This is a genomic window from Blautia sp. SF-50 (assembly GCF_900101315.1).
Taxonomy (GTDB): domain Bacteria; phylum Bacillota; class Clostridia; order Lachnospirales; family Lachnospiraceae; genus Blautia_A; species Blautia_A fusiformis.
In genome coordinates this window covers 14296-32465 of sequence record NZ_FMUW01000014.1, presented here as the reverse complement: position 1 = coordinate 32465, position 18170 = coordinate 14296, and the positions used below count along the sequence as shown (strand labels likewise).

14 protein-coding genes and 4 tRNA genes are annotated in these 18170 nt (G+C 45.2%); 4 read left to right on the top strand and 14 right to left on the bottom strand.

The features are described from left to right. Window positions 1–50 precede the first annotated feature (50 nt). The 4 genes from BLP57_RS10105 to BLP57_RS10090 all read right to left on the bottom strand — a co-directional run bounded on the left by BLP57_RS10105 (window position 51) and on the right by BLP57_RS10090 (window position 8148). Entirely contained in the window at window positions 51–4544 is a 4494-nt protein-coding gene (locus BLP57_RS10105; protein WP_092071410.1) for a PolC-type DNA polymerase III, read from the bottom strand. Next, window positions 4544–5608, bottom strand: coding sequence for a flavodoxin-dependent (E)-4-hydroxy-3-methylbut-2-enyl-diphosphate synthase (gene ispG, locus BLP57_RS10100; RefSeq protein ID WP_021651821.1), 1065 nt, complete (start codon window positions 5606–5608; stop codon window positions 4544–4546). The genes BLP57_RS10105 and ispG overlap by 1 nt, the downstream gene beginning before the upstream one ends. A gap of 84 nt (window positions 5609–5692) precedes the next feature. After that, entirely contained in the window at window positions 5693–6841 is a 1149-nt protein-coding gene (locus BLP57_RS10095) for a toxic anion resistance protein (RefSeq protein ID WP_092071406.1), read from the bottom strand. A gap of 71 nt (window positions 6842–6912) precedes the next feature. Next, the gene (locus BLP57_RS10090; RefSeq protein ID WP_092071403.1) at window positions 6913–8148 is read right to left on the bottom strand and encodes a 5-bromo-4-chloroindolyl phosphate hydrolysis family protein; all 1236 of its coding nucleotides are present in this window, start codon (window positions 8146–8148) and stop codon (window positions 6913–6915) included. Window positions 8149–8297: 149 nt separating this feature from the next. Here BLP57_RS10090 and BLP57_RS10085 point away from each other — a divergent pair, with 149 nt between their 5' ends. Continuing rightward, window positions 8298–9323, top strand: a complete 1026-nt coding sequence (locus BLP57_RS10085) for a branched-chain amino acid aminotransferase (RefSeq protein WP_021651824.1) — start codon at window positions 8298–8300, stop codon at window positions 9321–9323. A 147-nt stretch (window positions 9324–9470) separates the two neighbouring features. On the opposite strand, the gene BLP57_RS10080 is transcribed toward BLP57_RS10085, so the two are convergent. Together BLP57_RS10080 and thyA are read right to left on the bottom strand one after the other, a co-directional pair. After that, window positions 9471–9965, bottom strand: coding sequence for a dihydrofolate reductase (locus BLP57_RS10080; protein WP_015524334.1), 495 nt, complete (start codon window positions 9963–9965; stop codon window positions 9471–9473). A gap of 23 nt (window positions 9966–9988) precedes the next feature. After that, window positions 9989–10837 (bottom strand): thymidylate synthase, encoded by an 849-nt coding sequence (gene thyA / locus BLP57_RS10075; RefSeq protein ID WP_092071400.1) that lies wholly within the window; start codon window positions 10835–10837, stop codon window positions 9989–9991. Window positions 10838–11061: 224 nt separating this feature from the next. Here thyA and BLP57_RS10070 point away from each other — a divergent pair, with 224 nt between their 5' ends. Then, window positions 11062–11592 carry a VanZ family protein gene (locus BLP57_RS10070; RefSeq protein WP_092071392.1) on the top strand — a complete coding sequence of 177 codons (531 nt, stop codon included), beginning with the start codon at window positions 11062–11064 and terminating at the stop codon, window positions 11590–11592. A 129-nt stretch (window positions 11593–11721) separates the two neighbouring features. Here the strand turns inward: BLP57_RS10070 and BLP57_RS10065 are convergent, their stop codons facing one another. From BLP57_RS10065 to BLP57_RS10055, 3 genes are all read right to left on the bottom strand, one after another. Beyond that, complete coding sequence (locus tag BLP57_RS10065) at window positions 11722–12150, bottom strand: hypothetical protein (RefSeq protein ID WP_092071388.1); 429 nt, start codon at window positions 12148–12150, stop codon at window positions 11722–11724. Between the two features lie 37 nt (window positions 12151–12187). Continuing rightward, window positions 12188–13732: a 4-alpha-glucanotransferase gene (malQ, locus tag BLP57_RS10060; RefSeq protein WP_092071385.1), complete on the bottom strand. Its 1545-nt coding sequence runs from the start codon at window positions 13730–13732 to the stop codon at window positions 12188–12190. A 97-nt stretch (window positions 13733–13829) separates the two neighbouring features. Further along, entirely contained in the window at window positions 13830–14768 is a 939-nt protein-coding gene (locus tag BLP57_RS10055) for an alpha/beta fold hydrolase (RefSeq protein WP_092071513.1), read from the bottom strand. Between the two features lie 240 nt (window positions 14769–15008). On the opposite strand from BLP57_RS10055, the gene BLP57_RS10050 reads away from it, so the two are divergent. Both BLP57_RS10050 and BLP57_RS10045 read left to right on the top strand, forming a co-directional pair. Beyond that, window positions 15009–16172, top strand: a complete 1164-nt coding sequence (locus BLP57_RS10050; RefSeq protein ID WP_242872605.1) for a DUF5067 domain-containing protein — start codon at window positions 15009–15011, stop codon at window positions 16170–16172. A gap of 211 nt (window positions 16173–16383) precedes the next feature. Beyond that, window positions 16384–16599, top strand: a complete 216-nt coding sequence (locus BLP57_RS10045; RefSeq protein WP_015524323.1) for a DUF378 domain-containing protein — start codon at window positions 16384–16386, stop codon at window positions 16597–16599. 105 nt (window positions 16600–16704) lie between these two features. On the opposite strand, the gene BLP57_RS10040 is transcribed toward BLP57_RS10045, so the two are convergent. The 5 genes from BLP57_RS10040 to epsC all read right to left on the bottom strand — a co-directional run bounded on the left by BLP57_RS10040 (window position 16705) and on the right by epsC (window position 18079). Further along, window positions 16705–16777, bottom strand: a tRNA-Gly gene (locus BLP57_RS10040). Window positions 16778–16780: 3 nt separating this feature from the next. Beyond that, window positions 16781–16851: transfer RNA gene (locus tag BLP57_RS10035), tRNA-Gly, on the bottom strand. Between the two features lie 35 nt (window positions 16852–16886). Beyond that, window positions 16887–16959, bottom strand: a tRNA-Gly gene (locus BLP57_RS10030). 3 nt (window positions 16960–16962) lie between these two features. Next, window positions 16963–17033 (bottom strand) — tRNA-Gly (locus BLP57_RS10025). 125 nt (window positions 17034–17158) lie between these two features. Further along, complete coding sequence (gene epsC / locus BLP57_RS10020) at window positions 17159–18079, bottom strand: serine O-acetyltransferase EpsC (RefSeq protein WP_092071382.1); 921 nt, start codon at window positions 18077–18079, stop codon at window positions 17159–17161. Window positions 18080–18170: the final 91 nt, after the last annotated feature.

Sequence of the window (18170 nt, the reverse complement as noted above, 5' to 3'; positions counted from 1 at the left end):
GATAAACGGCAGTATTTTTTATTTATTGTAAGCCCTTCCGGTATCATATATCAACCCGTAAAATCAAACAGTGACATCTGATTGGACTGCGGGATATCTCCAAAAAGATCCATATCATCCATCAGATCGATAACGGTCTTGCTGACCTTGGTACGATCACGGAAATCATCCTTGGAAAGGAATCTGCCTTTTGCGGCAGCATCCACAACTGCCTCTGCTGCCTTATCTCCAAGACCCTCTATGGTATCCAGAGCAGGCATCAGTTTATCTCCGATGATCTGGAACCGGTGTGCCTTTGCCTTATAAAGATCGATCGGCACAAAATCAAAACCTCTGGCGTACATTTCCTGTACGATCCTCATATCCTTCAGTGTATCCTGTTCCTTCTTGGATGCCTCATCACCTTTTTTCCGGATCTCCGCCATATAATATTCCAGACGTTCTTTTCCCATGCACATCAGTTCATAGGAAAAGGAAGTGGCACGGATACTGAAAAATGCTGCATAATAAGCCAGTGGATGAAACACTTTATACCAGGCGATACGATACGCCATCATAACATAAGCTGCCGCATGGGCTTTCGGGAACATGTACTTGATCAGCTTACAGGACCAGATATACCAGTCCGGAACATCATGCTCTTTCATAGTCTGGATCCATTCCTCACGAAGCCCCTTTCCCTTACGGACACTCTCCATGATGGTAAACGCCAGACCACTTTCCACTCCTTTTCCGATGAGATAGATCATAATATCATCTCGCGTACAGATTGCTGTGGAAATGGTAGCTGTACCATTCTGGATCAATACCTGGGCATTTCCAAGCCATACATCCGTACCGTGGGAAAGTCCAGCAATACGTACCAGGTCGGAAAAATATTTCGGCTTGGTATCGATCAACATCTGCATGGCAAAGTCTGTACCAAACTCCGGGATCCCGAGGCATCCCAGCCTGCAGCCGCCGATATCCTCCGGGCTGATCCCCAGAGCCTGCGTTCCCGCAAACAGGGACATGACATCTCTCTGGTCCAGCGGAACTGTTCTTGCACTGATGCCAGTCAGATCCTCCAGCATACGGATCATTGTCGGATCATCGTGTCCAAGTATATCAAGTTTCAGAAGATTTCCGTCAATGGAATGGTAATCAAAATGTGTGGTGATGATATCACTGTTCACATCATTGGCCGGGTGCTGCACAGGTGTAAATTTCTCAATCTCCTCACCCATAGGCAGTACGATGATACCTCCCGGATGCTGGCCAGTGGTACGGCGGACACCGGTACAGCCCTTCACGATACGGTTGATCTCACAGTAACGCTTGTGCTGCCCCCGTTCCTCATAATAGTTCTTCACATAACCAAATGCGGTTTTTTCCGCAAGGGTACCAATGGTTCCCGCCTTAAAGGTCTGCCCTTTTCCGAAGATAACCTCTGTATACCGGTGGGCATTGGCCTGATATTCACCGGAAAAGTTCAGGTCGATATCCGGCTCCTTATCACCTTTAAAACCAAGGAATGTCTCAAAAGGAATATCAAAGCCTTCCTTATTCATCCTGGCACCGCATTTCGGACAGATCTTATCCGGCATATCACATCCTGCCATACCCGCGTATTTTTTCACCTCAGGGGAATCAAAATCACTGTATTTACAGTCCGGATTCGGACAGAGATAATGAGGCGGCAGAGGGTTTACCTCCGTGATACCGGACATGGTCGCTGCCAGAGAAGAACCTACAGAACCACGGGATCCAACCAGATAGCCGTCCTCATTGGACTTCCACACAAGCTTCTGTGCAATGATATACATTACCGCATAACCATTGGAGATAATAGAATTCAGCTCCCTGTCCAGACGGTCCTCCACGATCTTCGGCAACGGATCTCCGTACATTTCGTGGGCCTTCGTGAAACAGATATTCTTAAGATCCTGCTCGGAGTTCTCAATGACCGGTGGAAATTTATCCGGATGGATCGGTGATATCTTCTCGATCATATCCGCGATCTTATTGGTATTGGTGATCACCACCTCTTCCGCCTTTTCACTTCCCAGATAGGAAAATTCCTCCAGCATTTCCTCCGTTGTACGAAGATAAAGCGGGGCCTGGTTATCTGCATCAGAAAATCCGTTTCCTGCCATGATGATCCGTCGGTAAACCTCGTCCTGAGGATCCATAAAATGCACATCACAGGTGGCAACCACCGGTTTTTTGAACTGTTCTCCAAGTTTTACGATCTTCCGGTTTATCTCTTTTAAGTCTTCCTCAGAATTGATCATATCATGTTTTTCATCCGCAAGCATAAACGCATTGTTCCCAAGAGGCTGGATTTCCAGATAGTCATAAAAATTTACCAGTCTGGCGATCTCCTGATCCGGTGCATTGCGAAGAAGTGCCTGATAAAGCTCTCCTGCCTCGCAGGCACTTCCCACCAGAAGGCCTTCCCTGTATTTTTCCAGCACGCTTTTGGGAACCCTTGGTCTTCTGTGATAGTACTTTAAATGGGACTGGCTTACCAGCTTGTACAGATTGATCCTTCCGGTCTCATTTCTTGCAAAAACAATAGCATGGTATGTGGGCAGCTTTCGGATGGTATCCGGTGAAACCGCACCCTGCCTGTTCATCTCATCCACATCAAAAATATCTCTTTCTTCCAGCATCTTTACAAACCGCACAAAAATCTCTGCGGTACATGCCGCATCATCCACAGCTCTGTGGTGATGATCAAGAGAAACACCTACTGCCTTGGCTACCGTATCCAGTTTAAAACGGTTCAGGGCAGGAAGAAGGAATCTAGCCATACCAACGGTATCCACATAAGTAAAATCATCCGAAATCCCCTGCCGTTTACAGTTTTCAATAATAAAGCTCATATCAAAGTCCGCATTATGGGCCACCATCACGCAGCCCTCACAGAATTCCAGGAATTTCGGCAGTACTTCCTCTATCACAGGTGCATCCAGGACCATGGAATCATTGATGCTTGTCAGCTGCTCAATACGGAACGGAATGGGCACTTCCGGGTTTACAAAGGTGGAAAAACGATCTGTGATCTGTCCTTTTTCCACTTTTACCGCGCCAATCTCAATGATCCTGCAGGTTAGTGCTGAGAATCCCGTAGTCTCAATATCAAAAACAACAAAATCTCCATCCAGACGCTGCCCTTTGGAATTGGTGACCATACCCTTCAGATCGTCTACCAGATACGCTTCCATTCCATAGAGCACCTTAAAATCAGACTCCTTTGGAACACAACCGCCCCAGGCATCAAAGCAGTGATTTGCCTCCGGGAAGGACTGCACCACGCCATGATCCGTGATAGCGATAGCCTTATGTCCCCACTCATAGGCACGTTTTACCAATGCCTTTGCATCGCTGACACCATCCATATCGCTCATCTTGGTGTGACAGTGAAGCTCCACACGCTTCTGAGGACTGGTATCCATTCTTGTGCTGGTAAAATTGGCGATTTTCTTGATACCTGTAATATTTCCAATAGTAAGCTCACTGTCAAAACGGTCAATGGTGGTAACTCCCTTCAGCTTCAGGAATGCGCCTTTTTTTACACTTTCCGTCACTTCCGGAACCTGCTCGTTACGCAGAAACATCTTCACAACAATACTGTCCGTAAAATCGGTCACAGGGAAGATCAGGATCGTTTTCTCATTTCGGATCTCACGAGCTTCCACATCCATAACCTGACATCGGATGATAACCTCACCCATCTCACCGGTAATGCTCTCCAGCGGAATCGTTTCTCCATCAAAATCTCTGCCGTAAACCACATCCGGATTGCTGTCCCTGCGGAATCCGAAGCTGCCGCGGAAATCTCCCTTCTGAACCTTCTGCTGTTTTTTGTCAACGGATTTCTTCTCGTTTGTCTTTTCGCCCCTCTTATCTCCAGAGGTTTTCTTTGTCTCTTCCCTGGCTGTATCCTCCTGCTTCGGTTCGCTTTCCTGATCCCCGCTGAGTTTGGCATGCTTCAGGACATTTTCCACTTCCTGTTTGATCTGAAGTGCAGCATTTTTCCGGTATTTACTCTCTTTCACTTCCACAAAATCCAGTTCCACTTTCAGATCCATACCGCAGCGTTCACAGAAAACCTTATGAAAATATTCAACAAGTATTTCGCTTTTCTGTCTGGAAATAACCGTATCCGGAAGCTCCATACGCAAGGTATCTTTTCCTGTAAAAATGATTTTTGATCTACGGAACAGATTGTACTCCAGCATGTTATAGTTGCGCAGCTCCATCTCCATACTGGAACGGTAGCTTTCCAGAAAGTTCTCCGGTGTATACTGCTCGGAAAGATGAAATTTTTCCACAACTGTTACAGTCATGGGAATCCCCGGAAAGCACTGCCGTTCGATCTCATCCTCCAGCGCAAAAATATTCTTCTTGTGTATCCAGCGGCTGCTTTCGATATAAACCCTCAAATGAGTTCTTCCGGGGTTCATGGAAACCTTTGTCACAAATACCATGTCCAGAAGTTCTTCCAGCTCTTTCTTCACTTTAAGATGCGGAAATACATCAAAAAAATCTTTCTCCATTATGACTCCTGCTCATTCCAGGTAAGAAGTTCCTGACGAAGTGTATCCAAAAGATCCGTTTCCGGTACTTTTTTTACAACCTCTCCATGCCGGATCAGAAGACCAACACCATCGCCTCCTGCAATTCCGAGATCTGCTTCCTTCGCCTCTCCCGGTCCATTTACCACACAGCCCATAACCGCAACCTTAATATCAAGAGGAATATCCTGTACCATGGTCTCTACCTGGTTTGCAAGGCCGATCAGATCGATTTTTGTTCTTCCGCAGGTCGGACAGGAAACAACCTCCACGCCTCCTTTGCGAAGTCCCAGCGTTTTCAGGATCCTTTTGGCTGATTTCACTTCTTCCAGCGGTGCGCCTGTCAGAGAAACACGGATGGTATCTCCGATTCCCTGATACAGAATGATCCCAAGTCCGATAGCTGATTTGATATTTCCCGAATACAGAGTTCCTGCTTCTGTAATTCCCACATGAAGAGGATACTGTGTTTTTTCTGCGATCAGTTCATGGGCTCTGGCGCACATGAGAACATCAGAAGATTTGATGCTGATCACAAGATTGTCATATCCCATCTCTTCAATGATGTGCACCTTATCAAGAGCACTCTCCACAAGTCCTTCGGCTGTAACACCGTGATATTTTTCTACCAGTTCTTTTTCAAGGGAACCGCTGTTTACTCCTACACGAATAGGGATATTCCGTTCCTTTGCTGTATCCACAACTGCCTGGATCCTCTCTTTGGAACCGATATTTCCCGGATTGATACGGATCTTGTCCGCACCGTTCTCCATGGCTGCAATGGCAAGGCGATAATCAAAATGGATGTCCGCAACCAGCGGAATATGGATCTGTTTTTTGATCTGGGATAAAGCCTTCGCAGCTTCCATAGTAGGAACTGCGCAGCGGATAATATCACAGCCTGCTTTTTCCAGTGAAAGGATCTGCGCAACCGTTGCTTCTACATCTTCAGTTTTCGTATTGGTCATGGACTGGATAAGGATCGGATTTCCTCCTCCGATAACACGATTTCCAATTTTTATTACTTTTGTATGATCTCTGTACATAAAAATCTCCTTTATGAATCCTGAAAGGCAGGTGTCTTCAAACGCCCTGCCTTTCCTTTCCGAACTATCTTTTTACTCTTACTCCTAACGTCGGATCTCCAGCAGCTTTGTTTTCAGTTCGTTTTCCATACGTCTCATATCTGCCTCTGCTGCCTGACGTTTTTCACGGCCTTCCTGCTGGATCTTCATCACATCATCCAGTGTCTGGATCAGTTCCTGATTGGTTTTTTTCAGAGTTTCAATATCTACAATACCACGCTGGGATTCCTTTGCAGTTTCCACAGATGCCAAGTGAAGCGTTTCCGCATTTTTCTTCAGAAGTTCATTGGTAAAATCCGTAACCTGCCGTTGTGCCTGTGCGGCTTCTGTGGAGTGCGCGATCCCTAGAGCCAGCACCATCTGGCTTTTCCAGAGAGGAATGGTATTTACAATGGTTGTCTGGATCTTCTCGATCATCGTCGTATCATTGTTCTGGATCATGCGGATCTGCGGTGCAGTCTGCATAGAAATGGTTCTGGTAAGCTCCAGATCATGAAGCTTTTTCTCAAAGCGGTCACATTTGCTTTCCAGATCATTGGCAGCCTGTGCATCTTCCGGAAGTCCGCTTGCCGCTGCCTTCTGATGCAATTCGTTGAGCTTGCCTTCTCTGACTTCCCTAAGCTTCTTTTTACCTGCAAGAATGTACATGGAAAGTTCTTTAAAGTATGCAAGGTTCTGCTCATACATTTTATCCAGCACGGCAGAATCTTTCATCAGACGCATCTGGTGCTGCTCCAGAGCTTCCGTGATCTTCGTCACATTTCCCTCGGCCTTTGTGTAACGGTTTTTCAGAGTTTCCACCTTCGCTGTCTGTTTTTTGAAAAAGCCGAAAAATCCCTTTTCCTCTGTGGCATCAAAATCCTTCAATTCTCCTACCACATTTGCAAGAAACTCTCCTGCCTCCCCAAGATCCTGTGTCTTCACATTTACCAGCGCTGCATCAGAAAAATCTGCCATCTTCTTCTGAGTGCCGGCTCCGTACTGCAGGATCTGGTTTGTATTTTCAATATCGATCTTTGCTGCAAAATCTTCTACGATTTTCTGTTCCTGTGGAGATAACACCGGTTCCTCTACTGCAGGCTCCTGGGGTTTCTCCGGTTCTTTTTTTGCAATTTCTTCTTTTTCTTCCGTGAGATCCGGTTCCAAAGTCAGCACCGGTGCTTCTACCTCAAAGTCTTTAAATTCTTCTCCCATAAGCATTCTCCTTGATCAGTTGTACCTTCCGGCAGATGTCTGTATTCCAGCTTCTGATCTGCTCGTTGTACTTATTTCATTTCCGCATTCTGTTTCATTTTTTCGAAATCATCCTCTGTCAGTCCCTCCTGTGCCAGAACCGTATGCAGCACAGAAATATCGGTGGATACATCCCATGCGGTATCCCGGAATATGGAATCCAGAAGTTTCTCAAAAGCAATATTCAGTGTATCAATGGTTTCTTCAATTTCTTTCTTGGAAGCCGTGATATTCTCGCCCTGTACAGGCTGTCCATCCATATCCTCATAAGCATCCAGAAGCTTCACAGTCATGGGCAGATAGTAATCCATCATTTTTTTAAGATCCGGAATCACCTCCGGATGCTCTCCTGCACGCTCAAAAATTTTCTGAACGATCATTTCCATCCTGGAAATCTTTGCGGAAATTTCTTCTCCGGGAATGGCGTCATTGCTCTCACGGATCTTTACCAGAAATTCATTTCCTTTTCTCAGGACTTCCTGGGCTTCCGGACTCATATTCTCCTCCAGCTGAACCTTAGGATCTGCTTCCTGTTTACGAAGCTCCAGCTGCTTCTGTGTTTCCAGATACTGCTGATAGGTCTCATTACTTGTGATCAGACAGGTTCCCTGCTCATCCACATGGCCTTCCAGAAACCAGCCCTTCTGGATCATTCTGCTGATATCTTTTTTTACAAATTTCTCGTTCTTTCCTGCTGCCTGGGCAAGCTTCTGAAAATTACAGTAGGTGTGGTCTCCCAGCGCACGGATATATTTCTGGAAACGTCCCAGTCTTCCGAGACGGCTTGTTCCTGCTCCCAAAAGAGCACCGCCACCTGCTGCGCCTGCACACATCACTCCAAGCACACCTGCTGCAAGTGCACCGCTGTGTCCAATGCCCATCCAGATCAGAAGCACCATGGCTCCAAGCCCCATGCCACTTAAAAGTATCCCACCGGAAACTGCCATCATCATGCCTTTGAGATTCTCACCGGTAGTCTTTCCGTAGAGCAGTTCCGACTGTTTCCTTGCAGCCTGCTGCTTTGCTTTTCTGCTTCTTCCGTAATAAGGGCTCTGGTATGTATAGCTTTTCTTACGGAATTCCGGATCAGCACCCGGATCAAACACGGAATTCAGCGCATTTTTCAGTGCTTCGCTTCCGGAATCAATGGCCTTATTTACAGTCTGGTTGATCGTATGGCTTAATTCGTGATAGCTGTTTGAATTCACTGCATTATCTACAATATCCTGCATCTTTTTTCCAAGGTCTTCAAATTCGTGATTGTCCATTTTTCCCTCCAGTCCATAGATAATTTTTATTATATCGAAATCATATTAAAATTACAAGCAAATGAAAAAAAGGAACAAAAAACTATTGAAGTCATCACTTAAAAGTTTTACAATGGTAAAAAGTAAAAATTGTAAACGGAGGAATCGTTATGGAAAAAAAGAACATCGACTGGTCCAGCATCGGATTCGCTTACATGCCAACCGACTACAGATACGTGTCTAATTTTAAAGATGGAAAATGGGATGAGGGTACTTTAAGCACAGACCCTAATATCGTACTCAACGAGTGTGCTGGTGTGCTTCAGTATTCTCAGAGTGTATTCGAGGGTCTGAAGGCATACACAACAGAAGACGGACATATCGTTACTTTCCGTCCTGACCTGAACGCAGAGCGTATCGCTGCATCTGCGGCAAGACTTGAAATGCCGGTATTCCCGAAGGAAAGATTTATCGACGCTGTTGAGCAGGTTGTTAAGGCAAATGCTGCATGGGTTCCGCCATATGGTTCCGGCGCAACACTTTATCTTCGCCCGTACATGTTTGGTTCCAACGCCGTGATCGGTGTTAAACCGGCTGACGAATATCAGTTCCGTATCCTTACAACACCGGTTGGTCCGTACTTTAAAGGCGGCGCCAAACCGATCACGATCCGTGTCAGCGACTATGACCGTGCCGCACCTTGCGGAACCGGTAACATCAAGGCTGGCCTGAACTACGCAATGAGCCTTCATGCTATCGTAGATGCTCACAAACAGGGCTTTGATGAGAACATGTACCTTGATCCCAAGACTCGTACAAAAGTTGAGGAGACAGGCGGAGCAAACTTCATCTTCGTTACTAAAGACGGCAAGGTTGTAACACCGAAGTCTGACAGCATCCTTCCTTCCATCACACGTCGTTCTCTGATCTACGTTGCAAAGGAATACCTTGGACTGGAAGCTGAAGAGCGTGAGGTCTACTTCGATGAGGTTAAAGATTTTGCAGAGTGTGGTCTTTGCGGTACTGCTGCAGTTATCTCTCCTGTCGGAAAGATCAATGATCACGGCAAGGAAATCTGCTTCCCAAGCGGAATGGAGAAGATGGGTCCGGTCATCCAGAAGCTGTACGACACACTGACCGGTATCCAGATGGGACGCATCGAAGCACCGAAGGGATGGATCCACGTAATCGAGTAATTACCGGATTTTCGTCATTATACATAACATTAAGCACAAAAAAACAGACCGCCGTATTTTTTTCGGTGGTCTGTTTTTTTATTATTTCTTCATTGTTTTTCTGTACAAAGCGGGCATTCTCATTCTGCTTTATGATCTGTGCTCACATTATCTATCTTTTCTCTCGTATTTTACAAACGCATATTCCAGATCAAAGTATGTCTGTTCTTCACTCTCCGCTGTGATCTCCCAGTCCGGGTCCTCATCCAGGTTTGGGAAATACGCATCCGCTTCATATGCAAAATCGATTTTTGTCACATGAGCTGTATCACAGTACGGAAGCATCTGTTTGTAAATACTGTCTCCGCCGATACAGTACACATCCTCTGCCGGATATTTCTCCACTTCCTTCAGTGCTTCCTCGATGCTGTGAACGATCACCGCACCTTTTACCTGATAATCCCTGTTGCCGGTGATCACAATGTTGGTTCTGTTTTTCAGAGGAAGTCCATTTGGAAAAGACTCCAGTGTTTTTCTTCCCATAACAACCACTTTTCCTGTAGTTTCCTCACGGAACATCTTCATATCTGCCGGAATACTTACCAGAAGTTCATTATTTCTTCCGATTCCCCAGTTTTTATCTGCTGCAACAATAATATTCATTCTTTCTTCCTTTCTTTATGCAATTATACTGCAATGGGAATATTTTTGATCTGTGGCCATGTCTCATAATTCTCCACGATCAGATCATCGGTGGTGAATTTATAAAAATCCTTTATCTCCGGATTCAGTTTTACTGTCGGTGCAGGATACGGTTTTCTGGAGATCAGTTCTTTAATTACCGGAATATGACGATCATAAATATGGCAGTCTGCGATCACATGAACAAGCTCTCCGGCTTCCATATCGCAGGCCTGTGCGATCATCATGAGAAGAAGAGAATACTGACACACATTCCAGTTGTTTGCAGCCAGGATATCCTGAGATCTCTGGTTCAGCACCGCATTAAGGACCAGCTTGTCTTTTCCGGGTTCCTTGGTTACATTGAAAGTCATGGAATAGGCACATGGGTAAAGATTCATCTCGTGGAGATCCTGATGTACATAAATATTGGTCATGATCCTTCTGCTGTACGGATTGTTCTTAAGATCAAAAAGAACTCTGTCTACCTGATCCATCATTCCCTCTTTATACTGATGCTTCACACCTAACTGATAGCCGTAGGCTTTTCCGATGGAGCCCTTCTCATCTGCCCAGCTGTCCCAGATGTGGCTGTGAAGATCATGGATATTATTGGATTTCTGCTGCCAGATCCATAGAATCTCATCCATTGCACTCTTTAACGCTGTTTTTCTTAAAGTCAGTGCCGGAAACTCCTTCCGGAGATCATAACGGTTCACAACACCAAATCTCTTGATGGTATAAGCCGGAGTTCCATCCTCCCACACAGGACGTACCTTCTCACCTTCTGTGCTGGTTCCGTTCTCTATGACATCTTTGCACATGTCAATGAATATATTATCTGCAAGACTCATTTGTTGATTTCCTCCTGTAATTTTCTTCTATTCGATCCCGGGCTGCTTTTTTCTTAAAAATGCCCCTGAAATTTATTTTATATTCTAACACATTTCAGTCCTTACTGTCCACTTCCCCTTTAACCTCCTATCCCATTTAACCTTCTCTCCCTGTTTTTCCTTTTCCCTGTTCTTTTTCTGTATTTTTCTGGACTTTTCCATGCGGGAGTGCTATATTAAGAGCCATGAAAATACTGATTACATTATTAAAACCTTTTTCTTTTGCACCTGCGATCCTGATGATGTGCGTAATCTACTCTTTTTCCGCACAGACCGGAGATGTTTCCGGTGCCTTGAGCTACAAGATCAGCTACCAGATCGTAGAAATCAAAAACGAAATATTAGCTTCCGGCAAAAGCCTGGAACAGCTTTCCCAGGAAGCTGCCGGTATCGAATTTTATGTCCGTAAGGCTGCTCACATGACAGAATACTGCCTGTTGGCCATATCTATTTCCTTTCCCCTCTATGTATACGGAGTTCGGGGAATCTGGCTGATGCTCCTTGCCGGATTTGTATGTGTGGGATTTGCCGGACTTGATGAATACCACCAGTCTTTTGTAGAGGCCCGCGGACCTTCCGTAAGGGATGTAGGGATCGACAGCTGCGGAGCAATGATCGGAATTTTGCTGGTACAGGCATTCTGCTGGTCTACCTTACATACCCCCAACAGAAAAAAATCTCGAAAAAAACGCAGAAACGCGCAAAGACGCAGATAACTATTTTGCGATCTGCCTGATCTAAAAAACGGAACATACATAAGGATTTTTTTGCCTTATGATGTTCCGTTTTTGCTATTACTAATCGTCATATCTCAGCAGGCATTTTACTCTCACCTGCATCCGGCTTTATTTTTCGTCTTTCTCCTCCGGTGCATCATCCAGATTTTCCGCAAGATGCGCCCGCTCCGCAATTGACATTTTTTTCTTTGCCACGGTTTCCGGATTTTGAGAAGCTTCCTCTGCCGCTTTTTTCGCAGCAGCTTCTTCCAGCTCATGTTTCTGTGCGCCAGCCTTTGCAAGATTACGGATCGCCATGATCAGAAGCACTGCTCCGATCACAACAAAAATACCTCCCGCTGCCAGAAATACCACACCGGAGTCTTCTGCTCCGCTTATGACACTGGCGCAGAGACGATATCCTGTATACACAAGATAGCCTCCTGCAAAGATCCACAGAAGACTGCTTCTTGTGGAAGAATTTCCCTGTCCGGAATTCTTTTCCTCAGCAGTTTCCTGCTGCAGCTCTTCCTTATTTTCTCTTTTCTGTTCTTCCATGATGTATTTCTGTCCTTTCTGATATCCTTATATTTCTCTATTTGTCAGATATCTTTTCCCTGTCAGCTTCTGTTTTTTCCTTCTCTTCCGTTTCTTCTTTTACAAGTCTTCCATAAAGCTTTGTCATTTTATAAATCTTCTGAATAATTGTTTCATTGAGCTGGCCTTTTTTCATACGCCACTTCCAGTTGTCACCAAGAGTTGACGGTTCATTGATCCTTGCCTCATTTCCAAGGCAGAGATAATCCTGTACCGGGATCACACAGCGATCTGCAACACTGGACATCGCCGCACGTATCATGCTCCACACTGCCGCAGTCTCATGCTTGCCCTCACAGCCAATATAGGCCCTGGCAAAATTTCGGTCATGCTGGCTCAGATTGCGGAACCATCCTCTTGTTGTCTCATTGTCATGAGTACCTGTGTAAACAATGCAATTCCTTTCATATCTGTGCGTCAGATACGGACTGTCCTCATTCTCGTCAAAAGCAAACTGCAATACCTTCATTCCCGGGAATCCGGATTCTTCCACCATCTCGATCACACTGTCTGTAAGGAGACCAAGATCCTCTGCGATCACATCCAGCTTTCCAAGATTCTTTTCAAGCGCACGGAACAGATCCATTCCCGGTCCCTTTTCCCAGTGACCGAACTCCGCAGTTTTATCTCCGTACGGAATGGAATAATACTCATCAAAGCCTCTGAAATGGTCGATCCTTACCACATCATAAAGCTTCATACAATTTGCCATTCGGCGTGTCCACCATGCATAGCCTGTTTTCTTGTGATATTCCCAGTCATAAAGCGGATTTCCCCAGAGCTGCCCCGTAGCGGAAAAAGCATCCGGCGGACATCCAGCAACGCCGATCGGAATATTTTCCTTATCAAACTGGAACAATTCCGGCTGTGCCCAGGCATCCGCACTGTCAAACGCAACGTAGATCGGGATATCTCCGATCATCTCCACTCCCTTAGCATTTGCATAAGCTTTCAGTGCTGTCCACTGTTTAAAAAAGCAGAACTGCTGGAAACAGTAAAATCCCACTTCTTTTGCAAGCTTCTCTCTTTCTTCAGCCAATGCAGCTTTTTCTCTGTTTTTGAGTTCCGTAGGCCATTCGATCCAGCTGATCCCATTCAGGCTGTCCTTGATTGCCATATACAGGCTGTAATCTTCCAGCCAGGCAGCATTTTCTTTTACAAACTTCCGGTACTCCTGATCTGTCTCACAGTCATAATTTTCAAAGGCTTTTCTCAAAAGCCGAAATCTGGAATTATAAATCTTCTCATAATCCACATAGCTCTCGTTTGTACCCCAGTCACAGTCCTCGCAATCACTTTTATCCAGATATCCCTCTTTTACAAAAGCCTCCAGATCAATAAAATACGGATTTCCCGCAAAGGTAGAAAAAGACTGGTATGGTGAATCTCCATATCCGGTAGGTCCGAGAGGAAGAATCTGCCAGTATTTCTGTCCTGCTCTTGCCAGCTGGTCTACAAACTCATATGCTTCCTCAGAAAAGCATCCGATCCCATATTTCGATGGCAGACTGGACACTGGAAGTAAAATCCCACTTGCTCTCATAATTTACGAATCCTCCTGTTTTCTCAGTAGTTGCGCCCTCTCACAGATGTCTGCAGGAGCACTCAGATTTTTATTATATCACTCTGTCACAGAGCGTTCAAAGTCCTTTTTTGCAGATATATGTAAATATATCATGATAAACCTTTTCCCTGTCTTTCTCATTCAGGATCTCGTGGCGCATTCCCGGATATAATTTTCCCCGGACATCCCGGTATCCTGCACAACGCATAGCACGGACAGCCTTCGCAAACTGTCTCACATTTCCCATGCAGGGATCCTCCGCCCCACTGATAAACAGCACCGGCATTTCCGGCTTTGTACACTTCCAGTGCTTCACATCATAGGCTCTTTTCATCAGGTCAAAAAGTGCCAGATATGCATCATCCGTAAATGTAAATCCACAGTATTCTGAATCCGAATAATCCTGCACAACCTGCGGATCAGAGCAAATCCAGGAAAAACGGTTTTTTTCTTTTTTAAAGTGCATTGCATAGCTTCCAAAAGACATCATCTCGATCAGACCCGCACTGTGTTTAGGCCCGAAAACAGTCTTTCCCGCCTTTGCCAGAGCTACTCCGACCGGACGAAATACATTATAGCTGGGTGAGCCGCAGACGATCAGCATATCCATACAGCTGTCATGATGAGCTGCATAGGCACGAACTGCCAGAGAGCCCATGCTGTGTCCGAAAAGGATCAGCGGAATACCCGGGAAATGATCCTTGATCAAGCAGTTCACCGTATGGATATCCTGCAGCATGGCATCCGCCCCACCACCGTACATATACCCAAGATCCTCTTTACTGCGTACGCTTTTCCCATGGCCACGGTGATCATGGATCACACTTATATATTTTCGCTCTGCCATATATTCCATAAAAGGAATGTAGCGTTCCTTGTACTCACTCATTCCGTGAACGATCTGTATGATCCCACGGTATTTCTCATTACGTTCCAACTCCGGCACTACTGCTAAGCAGGAAATTTCCAATCCGTCTGCTTTTGAAGGAAATGAATACTGAATTGTCCGTAACATATATTTCACCTCACCTTTTCTGCTGCATAAAGCGGGCATTCGCATTCCGCTTTGTCACCTGTACTCAACCACTTTTTCTGTGTCTTCCAGTATATCATAACACAGGGGGTTTCTCAAACAGTAAACCTATGATATAATCGTTACGGTAACATAGGGTGATGCTGTTTGCCCGCAAATGCAAACAGATATCCTCTGACTTACCCACCCGAAAACCAGAATGACTTATTGTAAGGAGGAATAATGAATACAGAAGACAATAATGATTTTTATGACGATGAGCTCTCCAGATCATTGATCTCCAATGATTTTGAAGGCGACACTCCCCACAGAAAGAAAAAAAGCAAAAAGCCTCTCGTGATCTGTCTGATCATCCTTCTGATCGCTGCCACAGCCGGCGGAACCGCCTGGTATATGATGCAGCGCCATAAACCGGTAGAAGCCACAGAAGAATTTCTCACAGGCATGCAGAACATGGATTTTACCACAATGGAGAACCTTCTCCAGAGTCATGATCTCAGTGCTCTGGATGATGCAGATATCCGTGATTCTGCTTACACAGATTTCTTCACTACCGTCAACAAAAAAATGACCTACAAGATCACCAAAAACAAATTTGACATCCAGAACGGAACTGCCAGGATAACGGTTCACATGAAATATATTGACGGAACCAATATCTATGCAGCAACTATTCAGGAATACACCCGTAAGGTTGCTGTCGCAGCCTATGCCGGAAAGGAAATGACACAGGATGATATCCAGGAAATGCTCGCTGCACTTCTTGCCGAAAATGCTTCCACAGCTGATGAGAAATACAGTGAGATCGATATTACCTATCCTCTGATCAAAATCGGCAGCGACTGGAAGATCGTTTCTCTGGATGACACCACAGTCAAGGTTATGTGTGCAAACTTCAAAAGCGTAAAAGACGAAATATCATCCCAGCTTACGGATGACAGCACAGATAGCAGTTCTGCCGCTGCAGAGGATTCTTCCACCCCAGACAGCACGGCTTCTGCTGAGGGCACAAGTGCATCCATTGATATTACAACTGACAAATTCTCCGTCCGTTTCAAACAGTTTGCGATTTCCAAGGACTACGGCGGAAATCCCTGTCTGATGATCTACTACGACTATACAAACTCCGGTGATTCCCAGTCCAGTGCATTTGTAGACTTCACCCTACAGGCTTCCCAGAACGGAGAAGTTCTGGAAGGAACTTATCCGGAAGCCAGCGATGATGCTGTAGATAACTACATGAGCACCATTGATCCCGGAAAAACCGTCACTGTATGCCAGGTATTTCTTCTGAAGGATACTACCAGTGATGTAACGCTTCAGGGCAAAGAAACTCTGAATGTAAGCGGCGGACAGACAACCTCTCAGATTCTGAAGCTGAAGTAAGATATCGGAATCGCCTGGCGGATATTTACGATCCAAATTCGATAAACCGGAAATTTACATTTTATCTTGCATATGAAAGGAAAACGGAAATTTCTCCTTCATGATTTTTTCATGGCTGGCAGAAATTTCCGTTTTTCTTTTTCTCATTCCTGTGTATATTTTTTCGATTCTATGAAAAACTATTTCATGTATAACGAAAGGATGGTGACTTATGTCAAATAAATGTCTGCAGTACTTCACCCTGACCATTGCTGTGGTCGGTGCCATAAACTGGGGTCTGATCGGCTTCTTTAATTTTAATCTGGTAGCATTCCTGTTCGGAAGCATGAGCTGGCTCTCCCGGATCATCTACGGACTTGTAGGCTTATGCGGGCTTTATCTTCTGACCTTCTATACTCTGATCGATCAGGGTGAAACAACTGAATAAGCTACGCAGTAACACATAACGCGAAAAATCCTCTGCTGCATAAAAATAAAGCAGAGGATTTTTTCGCAACAAAAAAGAACTCTGATCATCCTCAGAGTTCCGAAGAGCGATAGACGGGGCTCGAACCCGCGGTCTCGACCTTGGCAAGGTCGCGCGTTACCAACTACGCCACTATCGCACAAGCGGGTGATGGGAATCGAACCCACGTATCCAGCTTGGAAGGCTGGTGTTCTACCATTGAACTACACCCGCAGTTATGAAATTATAAATCTTCATCCTTCGATGAGAGCGATAGACGGGGCTCGAACCCGCGGTCTCGACCTTGGCAAGGTCGCGCGTTACCAACTACGCCACTATCGCATAAGCGGGTGATGGGAATCGAACCCACGTATCCAGCTTGGAAGGCTGGTGTTCTACCATTGAACTACACCCGCGCATCGTCGCTTCGGTGATTACCGATCGCTTGACCGCTGCAACGATGATTAGTATATAGCATGCTGTTTTATTTGTCAACAGGTTTTTTTAAATTTTTTATTTTTTTTATTTATTGGATTTTTTATCAATACTCCCATACATTTGTGGCAGAAACCTGGGCCTTCGGTTTCTTGATCACAAGCTCCGGACTTTTTGCACTGACCTTGGTATTTGCAGGAATGGATTCTGTGATAAAGGTATTACCACCTATAATCGTATTCTCTCCTACAACCGTCTCACCACCGAGCACTGTGGAATTAGAATAGATCGTTACATTATCACGAATCGTCGGATGACGTTTTACATTGGCAAGCTGCTGTCCCTTTCTTGTGGAAAGCGCTCCCAGTGTTACTCCCTGATACAGTTTTACATTATTTCCGATCTCTGTAGTCTCACCTACAACCACACCGGTACCATGATCGATAAAGAAATACTCTCCGATGGTCGCTCCCGGGTTGATATCGATTCCTGTACGGCCATGAGCATATTCTGACATCACGCGCGGGATAAATGGGATCTCTTCTTTATAAAGAACATGTGCCAGACGATACACGTAGATAGCAAATAATCCCGGATATGAAAAAATGATCTCTTCCTTGCTCTTGGCTGCGGGGTCACCATCAAAACCAGCCTGTACATCTGTCAGAAGCAGTCTCTGGATTTCAGGAAGCTGCTCAAAAAATCCACCGGCAGTTCTGTCTGCATGAGCTGCTGCTTCTTCCGGTTCCTCTCCGTGATAAAGAAGTGCGATCTCGATCTGATTCTTCAATCTGTCATAAAGATCATTCAGTCTGTGTCCCACATAATACTCCGGAAATACGGTAGCACTGGTATCCGTACTGAAATATCCCGGAAATACAATAGATTTCAGATCTCTTACTATATCAATGATCACCGAACGGTTCGGCAGACGTCTGCCGCTCTTCGGCATAAAAAGTTCTTCTGAAGCATAATTCTCAGTAAGACCCTTCACCGCCCTGAGAATCGCTGATTTCTTATCGCTCATAATTCCCTCCATTTCTGCACATCCACTTCTGTCTGCACACTTTATCTCATTATCATATTATAGTCTGGAAGATTCGTCAATAATACAAAAA

Coding starts and splice junctions, on each gene's coding strand:
- BLP57_RS10095 (WP_092071406.1), bottom strand. CDS start 6,841: ATGGGAGAAGAATTTAAAGACTTTGAGGTAGAAGCACCGGTGCTGACT.
- BLP57_RS10050 (WP_242872605.1), top strand. CDS start 15,009: ATGAATACAGAAGACAATAATGATTTTTATGACGATGAGCTCTCCAGA.
- BLP57_RS10085 (WP_021651824.1), top strand. CDS start 8,298: ATGGAAAAAAAGAACATCGACTGGTCCAGCATCGGATTCGCTTACATG.
- epsC (WP_092071382.1), bottom strand. CDS start 18,079: ATGAGCGATAAGAAATCAGCGATTCTCAGGGCGGTGAAGGGTCTTACT.
- BLP57_RS10080 (WP_015524334.1), bottom strand. CDS start 9,965: ATGAATATTATTGTTGCAGCAGATAAAAACTGGGGAATCGGAAGAAAT.
- thyA (WP_092071400.1), bottom strand. CDS start 10,837: ATGAGTCTTGCAGATAATATATTCATTGACATGTGCAAAGATGTCATA.
- BLP57_RS10090 (WP_092071403.1), bottom strand. CDS start 8,148: ATGGACAATCACGAATTTGAAGACCTTGGAAAAAAGATGCAGGATATT.
- BLP57_RS10105 (WP_092071410.1), bottom strand. CDS start 4,544: ATGGAGAAAGATTTTTTTGATGTATTTCCGCATCTTAAAGTGAAGAAA.
- ispG (WP_021651821.1), bottom strand. CDS start 5,608: ATGTACAGAGATCATACAAAAGTAATAAAAATTGGAAATCGTGTTATC.
- BLP57_RS10070 (WP_092071392.1), top strand. CDS start 11,062: ATGAAAATACTGATTACATTATTAAAACCTTTTTCTTTTGCACCTGCG.
- malQ (WP_092071385.1), bottom strand. CDS start 13,732: ATGAGAGCAAGTGGGATTTTACTTCCAGTGTCCAGTCTGCCATCGAAA.
- BLP57_RS10045 (WP_015524323.1), top strand. CDS start 16,384: ATGTCAAATAAATGTCTGCAGTACTTCACCCTGACCATTGCTGTGGTC.
- BLP57_RS10065 (WP_092071388.1), bottom strand. CDS start 12,150: ATGGAAGAACAGAAAAGAGAAAATAAGGAAGAGCTGCAGCAGGAAACT.
- BLP57_RS10055 (WP_092071513.1), bottom strand. CDS start 14,768: ATGTTACGGACAATTCAGTATTCATTTCCTTCAAAAGCAGACGGATTG.